This is a genomic window from Pseudomonas sp. SIMBA_067 (assembly GCF_046534675.1).
Lineage (GTDB): Bacteria > Pseudomonadota > Gammaproteobacteria > Pseudomonadales > Pseudomonadaceae > Aquipseudomonas > Aquipseudomonas putida.
This window is the reverse complement of record NZ_JAWRYH010000331.1, coordinates 1-277: the sequence shown is the minus strand read 5'-3', so window position 1 is coordinate 277 and position 277 is coordinate 1. Positions and strand designations below refer to the sequence as shown.

1 pseudogene is annotated in these 277 nt (G+C 54.9%); it reads right to left on the bottom strand.

Going from position 1 to position 277, the window contains the following annotated elements:
- Positions 1–277: pseudogene (locus SB765_RS29330) on the bottom strand (2-isopropylmalate synthase); the annotation flags it as partial.

The following is a 277-nucleotide window of genomic DNA, read 5'->3' as shown; positions in this document are numbered from 1 at the left end:
AACTCAACGTCGCTGGTATAATTACGCGCACGTTTCACCATATGCACCGCACGCTCAATCACTTCCGGCAGCGTGCTGCGCAGTTTGGTGGCGATGTGCATCGGCGAGGTGGCGATAAAGGTATGAATACGGAAGGCTTCGGCAACGCGCAGTGATTCGTACGCCGCATCAATATCTTTTTCCACACAGCGTGCCAGACCGCAAACCCGACTGTTTTTAATGGTGCGCGCAATGGTCTGCACAGACTCAAAGTCGCCCGGTGAGGAGACCGGGAAAC